The organism is Bradyrhizobium genomosp. III, assembly GCF_000261705.1.
Taxonomy (GTDB): Bacteria; Pseudomonadota; Alphaproteobacteria; order Rhizobiales; family Xanthobacteraceae; genus Bradyrhizobium; species Bradyrhizobium ottawaense.
In genome coordinates, this window is record NZ_AJQF01000127.1 from 1 (window position 1) to 6,832 (window position 6,832).

Here is a 6,832-nt window from a genome sequence, read left to right on the forward strand (position 1 = left end):
GTCGGCGAGCAGCGCGGTCAGGACAGCGTGGTTGAGCTTGTGGCCGCCACGCACCGAGCGATAGGCGCCAAGCAGCGGCAGGCCGGCCAGTGACAGGTCGCCGATCACGTCCAGCACCTTGTGGCGGGCGCATTCGTCGGCGTAGCGCAGGCCCTCGGTGTTGAGCAGCCGCTCGTCGTCGAACACGACGGTGTTGTCGAAGGAAGCGCCGAGGGCATAGCCCGCGCTCCAGAGCCGCGCGACGTCGCTCATCAGACCGAAGGTCCGGGCCCGGCCGACTTCGCGGCGGAAACGCTCCGGATTGAGGTCGAAGGCGTAGCTCTGCTGGCCGATGACGGGATTGGTGAAATCGATCTCGACCTCGACGCAGAACCCGTTGGCAAAGGGCCTGATCTCGCCGAAGGAGTCGCCGATCTTGACCGAGATCGGCTTCAAAACCTGAATGAAGCGGCGCTGTGCCGGCTGGGTAACGATGCCGGCCTGGTCGATCGCCGCAATGAAGGCCGCCGCGCTGCCGTCCATGATCGGCACTTCGGGACCATCGATCTCGATGGTGGCGTTGTCGACACCCATACCCCGCAGTGCAGCAAGCACGTGCTCGGCGGTGGACACCAGCGGACCGTTGCGATCGCCGAGGACGGTAGCGAAGTCGGTCGCGATCACCTGCTCGGCGGTCGCCTGAACTTCGCGATCACTTCCCTCGAGGCCGGTGCGGACAAAAATAAAACCCGCGTCGACAGGCGCAGGCCCAAGGGTGAGAGTGACGGGAAGACCGGAATGAACGCCCACGCCTGCCACGGAGGCTTGCGCACGAAGCGTTGTTTGCCGGCTAAATTTCATCAGGAACCCGCCCCACTACGACCCACTGCGACTTATACGAGACCCACTTGGCCGGCCAGTGCCGAGTTCCTGCGAATCCGTATCCCCAAGTCACGGCAAACCATAGTCACTGCCTCAAACAGCGCCAACTCACGCTTTTTTACCGATTGTTACCCCAAACCTGCCGTATTCGCGCCAAGGCTTAACCAAATTGCGCCGAGGTTTCGGGTCGCTTCCGGCAGTTTGACTGAACACCCAAACACGTAATTAATTATTTAAAATCAGTTGCTTGTCTGCGCAATCCGGATATGCACGGGACAAAAGGAAAGGTCCCGGCAAGCTTGTTGCCGGGACCTTTTTTCGTCTGCCTTATTGTAACAATCCTCAGGTCGCCTGACGCCGCAGGAAGGCCGGGATATCAAGATGGTCGTCGCCCTGTGGCGCCGGCGCAACAGGCGCCGGACGGCCGTGCATGTCCAGCCCCTGCGGCGCGGGACGGCGGGCATACTCGGATACCGGCTCGCTCGACGCGATCTGCTGCGCCACGGTCTTCTGCTGCCGGCGCTCGGGCAGCGGCGGCATCGCGGGACCGGCAGTGCGGGCCGCGACCGGCGGCTCGCTTTCCTCGTCGCGACGGCCGAGGCCGACATTGGCGAGGCGCTGCAGCAGCGACAGGCGGGTCTTCTGCGGAGTCTCCTCCTCGACCTCGCCGCGGGCCTGGCGAATCTCGGCCTGGGCCGGCATCGGCAGCTCATCGAGGCGCGGCATACGCGGCGCACGGACCGGCGCACGCTCGGCCTGCGGCGGGATGAAGTTTTCCGGCGTCATCGGCTCCTGCATCGCGACCGGGGCCATGTCGGGCTCCGGAAACAGCGTCGGCTTCTGCGCGATCGGGCGCACGGTGACGTCACCATAGGTCTGCATCGGCGCGGGCGCCTGCGGGACCTCCGCAACGGCGGCGGCGATGGCGGCCAGCGCGGCGCGCTCGACATTCGGACGGGGCGCCATCGGCGCGGCAGCGACCGGGGCTGCGGCCGGAATCTGGCCTTCCAGCTTCTGGGCGCGCTCAGCCATACGCTGATTGTCGGCGCGGAGCCGCGCGGTCAGGTCGGCAAGACGGCTCTCGGCGGCGACGGCCGGAACTGCGGGCGCCTGCTGCGCCTGCGGCGCCGCGTTCGCAACCGGGGCGGAGGTCGCCTGGCTGTTGCGGGCGATCGCGGCCTGCTCGATGCCGGTGGCAACGACGGAGACGCGGATCAGGCCGTCGAGCGCTTCGTCGAAGGTGGCGCCGACGATGATGTTGGCGTCCTGGTCGACTTCCTCGCGGATACGGGTCGCGGCTTCGTCGACCTCGAACAGGGTGAGGTCCTTGCCGCCGGTGATGGAGATGAGGAGGCCCTTGGCACCCTTCATCGAGCTATCGTCGATCAGCGGGTTGGCGATCGCGGCTTCGGCGGCGGTCAGCGCCCGCTTGTCGCCGGAGGCTTCGCCGGTGCCCATCATCGCCTTGCCCATTTCCCTCATCACCGCCCTCACATCGGCGAAGTCGAGGTTGATCAGGCCTTCCTTGACCATCAGGTCGGTGATGCAGGCAACGCCCGAGTACAGCACCTGGTCGGCCATCGCGAAGGCGTCGGCGAAGGTGGTCTTCTCGTTGGCGACCCGGAACAGGTTCTGGTTCGGGATGATCAGCAGCGTATCCACGACCTTGTGAAGCTCGTTGATGCCGGCTTCCGCCGTGCGCATGCGGCGGCCGCCCTCGAAGTGGAAGGGCTTGGTCACGACGCCGACGGTGAGGATGCCCATATCGCGCGCAGTCTTGGCGATCACGGGAGCTGCACCGGTACCGGTGCCGCCGCCCATGCCCGCGGTGACGAACACCATGTTGGCGCCCGAGAGATGGTCGCGCAGCTCGTCGATCACCTCTTCCGCCGCCGCCGCGCCGACGTTCGGCTGCGAGCCGGCGCCGAGGCCTTGCGTGACCGCCGTGCCCATCTGCACGATGCGCTGCGCCTTCGACATCGTCAGCGCCTGCGCGTCGGTGTTGGCGACCACGAAGTCGACGCCCTGGAGGCCCGCCGTGATCATGTTGTTGACGGCGTTGCCACCGGCGCCGCCGACGCCGAACACGGTGATCCGGGGCTTCAACTCGTGAATATCAGGAACGTTGATGCTGATGGTCATGTTTGCCTCTCGATCACGTGCGCGTGGGTTCGCCCCGGCCGGCGGCCGCGGGAGTTGGTGAAAGTCGGGAATTGCGGAAATGAATCATCAGAAGCCCTCGCGTAGCCATCGTCCGACCTTTCCGAAATAACCGCCGGTCCCTGTCCTGACCTGCTGCCGCGTATGCCGCGGTTCGACATGTTCGTGGTGAACATATTGCGGGTAGACGAGGAGTCCGGCGGGCACCGCGAACGCGGCGTTCTTCGCCTCGTTGGGCAGCCGGCCGAAGCCGAGCGGACGTCCGACCCGCACGGGCCGGCCGAGAATCTGGGTGCCGAGTTCGACGAGGCCGGTCAGCTGCGAGGCGCCGCCCGAGAGTACGACCCGGCCGTTGGGCTCTGAGGCGAAGGGCGAATCCTTCAGCTTGTCCCGAACCATTTCGAAGACTTCCTCGGCACGGTGCTTGACGATGTTGGCGATGGTGGCGCGAGAGACGATCTGCGGCAGATCCTGCTCGTCACCGGCTGTCGGCACAGACATCAGCTCACGCGAGTCCGATCCGCCGGTGATGACGGTCCCGTATAACGTCTTGATTCGCTCGGCATCGGCAATGGTCGCGGAGAGTCCCCGCGCCAGATCCATCGTGATGTGTTGCCCGCCGACCGCAAAACCCGCCGCATGCACGAAACGGCCGCCCGAATAAACGGCAATCGTGGTGGTGCCGGCGCCCATCTCGACGACCGCTGCGCCGAGATCGGCCTCGTCGTCGGTCAGCACCGACAATCCGGCGACATATGGGCTCGCCGCCATGGCTTCGACATTGATGTGGCAGCGTTCGACCGCCAGCATCAGGTTCCGCGCCACGGTGGCGTCGCAGGTGACGACGTTCATGTCGACGCCGAATTGATGGGCGACCATGCCGCGGGCGTCGCGGATGCCCTTGACGCCGTCGAGCGTGTAGCCGACCGGCAGCGCGTGCAGCACGGTGCGGCCTTCGCCGGTGGCGTGACGCATGCCGGTCGAGGTGACGCGGCTGACATCGGCCTGCGTCACGGCGCCACCACGGATGTCGGCGGCGGCCTCGACCAGTTGGCCGGAAAGCCGGCCGCCGGAGACCGAGAGCAGCACGGACTCGACCCGCACCTTGGCCATTTTCTCCGCGAGCGCGACGGCCTGGCGCACGGCCTGCTCGCATTCGGTAAGGTCGATCACCGCCCCGGCCTTCATGCCGCGCGACTGGATCTGGCTGTAACCGATCAGTTCCACCGCATGGGTGCGGCCGCGCAGCGCCTCGCTCGGCGGTGACGGCTTCAGCCGCGCGATCATGCAGGCGATCTTGCTGGTGCCGATGTCGAGACAGGCGACGAGGCCGCCGCGCTTGTGCGGCATCGGGCGCGTCTTCGGCGTCTGGGTGCGATCGAGACCGGTCATGCGGCGTCCCCGGCCTTCTTTTTCTTCTTGTCCTTGAACAGCTCCTCGCGCGCCTTGGCGGCGTCCTCGGACAGCTGCACCACCAGACGATCAGGCAGGCGCATGTCGACGGCGACGATGTCGCGCGAGAACAGCCTGTCCTCCTTGTCGAGCTTGGACAGCATCGCCAGCGCGTTGCCGACGTCCTGCTCGGGCAGGCGGATGTCGAGACCGTCCTTGAGCCTCAGGTTCCAGCGCCGCTCGCCGACGAAGATCGCGGCCTTGGTGATCGAGTTGACCTGCGGATAGCGCGCCAGCAGCGCGAGGAAATCGCGGGCCTGGCTCTCGGCGCCCTTGCCGACCACGAGCGGCAGCGACAGGAAGCGGCGCGAGACATAGGGTTCGAGCACGGCGCCGTCATCGGCGATCACCGAGAGCCGGCCGGCCTCCTGCCACAGCGCGAATGGCTTGCGCTCGGTGAGCTCGATCATCAGCTGGCCCGGATAGAGCTTCAGCACGGTCGCATCGGCGATCCACGGATTGCCCTTGAGCTTGTCGCGCACCGCGTCAGCATCGAGGAACAGCAGCGAGGAACGGCCGCTGACGCCGCCGATCGCCAGGATCTCGTCCTGGGTGAGCTGCTTGCGGCCATTGATCACGACGGAGGTGATGCGGAAGCCCGCGGAATTGGCCAGCGCGTTGCGGGCATCGCTGACCGCGGTGATGAAATCCTGGAGATGGCCGCCCTTGACGATGCCGAAACCGCAGCTTCCGATGAGCAGCAGCACGGTCATGCTGATCCCGACCCGGCGCGGCAGATAGCGCTCGATCAGCGCGACCACGCGCGGCGGCGGCTCACGCTCGACGATGGCCTTGGCCTTGATCTTGGCGGCAGCACGCGCGGCGTGAAGTCTTTGCTGGCGCTTGTCCTGCAGCCACTCGCGCAGAAGCACGACCGCTCCGACAGCGGCCGCCTTCAGGTCGGCTTGGGGCCTCAGCGATCTGAAAAGCGACCGGGTGAGGCTTCCTGCTCCATCCATTGCACGAGCTCGTCAACAGTTTGCCCGCGACATCGCGCGGATCCTGGCGAACATGACGTCTTCGACGTGCCGGGCCGGGTGCTGGTCTTCAGCAGAAGAAGCCTCTCCCCTTCAAAGCGTTCGCTGGAGGTGACGTCACCCCCGAGAGCTCACGCGCCGGCAGCCAAAGCGCCATATGCGCCGCCAGCGTTAACCTTCGGACGTCCTGGTAAACAAAAGGTAAAGTTCGTTAACGTCCGGCGCATTTTGCCCCGCGATGTGAGGCATTTGTGCCGTGATGTCCGGCATTTTACCGGTTTTGGACCCCAAACCGGCCCGTTTCGCCGATTCGGCCGTTAACCAGTCCTAATTATTTCGGCACGCGCTGCCCGGCGAGCTCCACCAGGCCGCGCAGGAAGTCGACGAATTCGATGCCCTCGGCTTTCAGCGCCTTGGGGTAGAGCGAGGACTTGGTCAGCCCGGGCAGCGTGTTGGTCTCGAGATAGATGAGGCCCTTGTCCGAGACGATGAAGTCCGACCGGGAATAGCCGGCGCAGGACATCGCGCGGTGCGCCAGCATCGCCTGGGCCTTCAGCGCCGCGGTGATCTCGGGTGCGAAACGACCGGGGCAGATCTCCTGGGTCGACTTCAGGAGATATTTTGCAGCGTAATCGAAATTGCCCTCGCCCGGAATGATCTCGATCGGCGGCAGCGACATGATCGAACCATCGGTGCGCTCCAGCACGCCGCAGGTCGCCTCGACGCCGGCGATGTAGGGCTCGATGACGTACTCTTCGTGCTTGGCCGCGTTGCGGACGGCGACGAGATCCTGCTTGGCGTTGACGAAGATTAGGCCGTAGCTCGATCCGTCGCGCGCCGGCTTTGCGATCAGCCTGCCGTATTCGGCAAATGCCTCGTCGATCTCGTCGAGCGCTATGTTTGCCGGTGACGTCACGCCGCCAAGCGCGGCGAAATGCTTGGCCGCGATCTTGTCGAAGGCCAGATGCGAGGAGGCCGAGCCAGAGCCGGTGAAAGGCACGCCGCGCGCTTCGCACATCACCTGCAATTCGCCGTTCTCGGCGCGCCCGCCATGCAGGCCGAGCACCAGGACGCGACCTTCCGCCTTCGCCCGGTCGAGTGCCTGCTCCAGCGGGATGCCGCGCGTTCCGGGCTTGAACTCGTCCTCGAAGGGGCGGGCATGTTCGAGCAGTTGCTTCGACTGCACCACATGCACCTTGTCCTCGACATCCCACCACCACAGATCGGCCTCGGGCAATGCCTGATGCAGGGCCTGGGCCGAGGCGACCGAAACCAGACGCTCGCGGTTGGAGCCGCCGAAGAGGATGGTGATGCGCATGTCTTTTGTTACCTATCCTAGCCAGTCGTCGTCATTCCGGGATGCGCCGTAAGGCGCAGGCCCG

General features: G+C 65.8%; 5 protein-coding genes. All 5 read right to left on the reverse strand.

All coding sequences use genetic code 11. From position 1 onward, the window contains the following. Positions 1 to 840, reverse strand: an 840-nt coding sequence (gene lpxC / locus IC66_RS0111240) for a UDP-3-O-acyl-N-acetylglucosamine deacetylase (RefSeq protein WP_049806507.1), incomplete at its 3' end; no start/stop codon positions are given. A gap of 363 nt (positions 841 to 1,203) precedes the next feature. Continuing rightward, entirely contained in the window at positions 1,204 to 3,003 is a 1,800-nt protein-coding gene (ftsZ, locus tag IC66_RS0111245) for a cell division protein FtsZ (protein ID WP_028145525.1), read from the reverse strand. A gap of 87 nt (positions 3,004 to 3,090) precedes the next feature. After that, positions 3,091 to 4,413: a cell division protein FtsA gene (gene ftsA / locus IC66_RS0111250; RefSeq protein ID WP_028145526.1), complete on the reverse strand. Its 1,323-nt coding sequence runs from the start codon at positions 4,411 to 4,413 to the stop codon at positions 3,091 to 3,093. Beyond that, positions 4,410 to 5,432 (reverse strand): cell division protein FtsQ/DivIB, encoded by a 1,023-nt coding sequence (locus IC66_RS0111255; RefSeq protein ID WP_038947675.1) that lies wholly within the window; start codon positions 5,430 to 5,432, stop codon positions 4,410 to 4,412. Before IC66_RS0111255 ends, ftsA begins: the two co-directional genes overlap by 4 nt. A gap of 349 nt (positions 5,433 to 5,781) precedes the next feature. Next, on the reverse strand, positions 5,782 to 6,768 hold the full coding sequence (locus IC66_RS0111260) for a D-alanine--D-alanine ligase family protein (RefSeq protein ID WP_038947676.1): 987 nt from the start codon (positions 6,766 to 6,768) through the stop codon (positions 5,782 to 5,784). Positions 6,769 to 6,832: the final 64 nt, after the last annotated feature.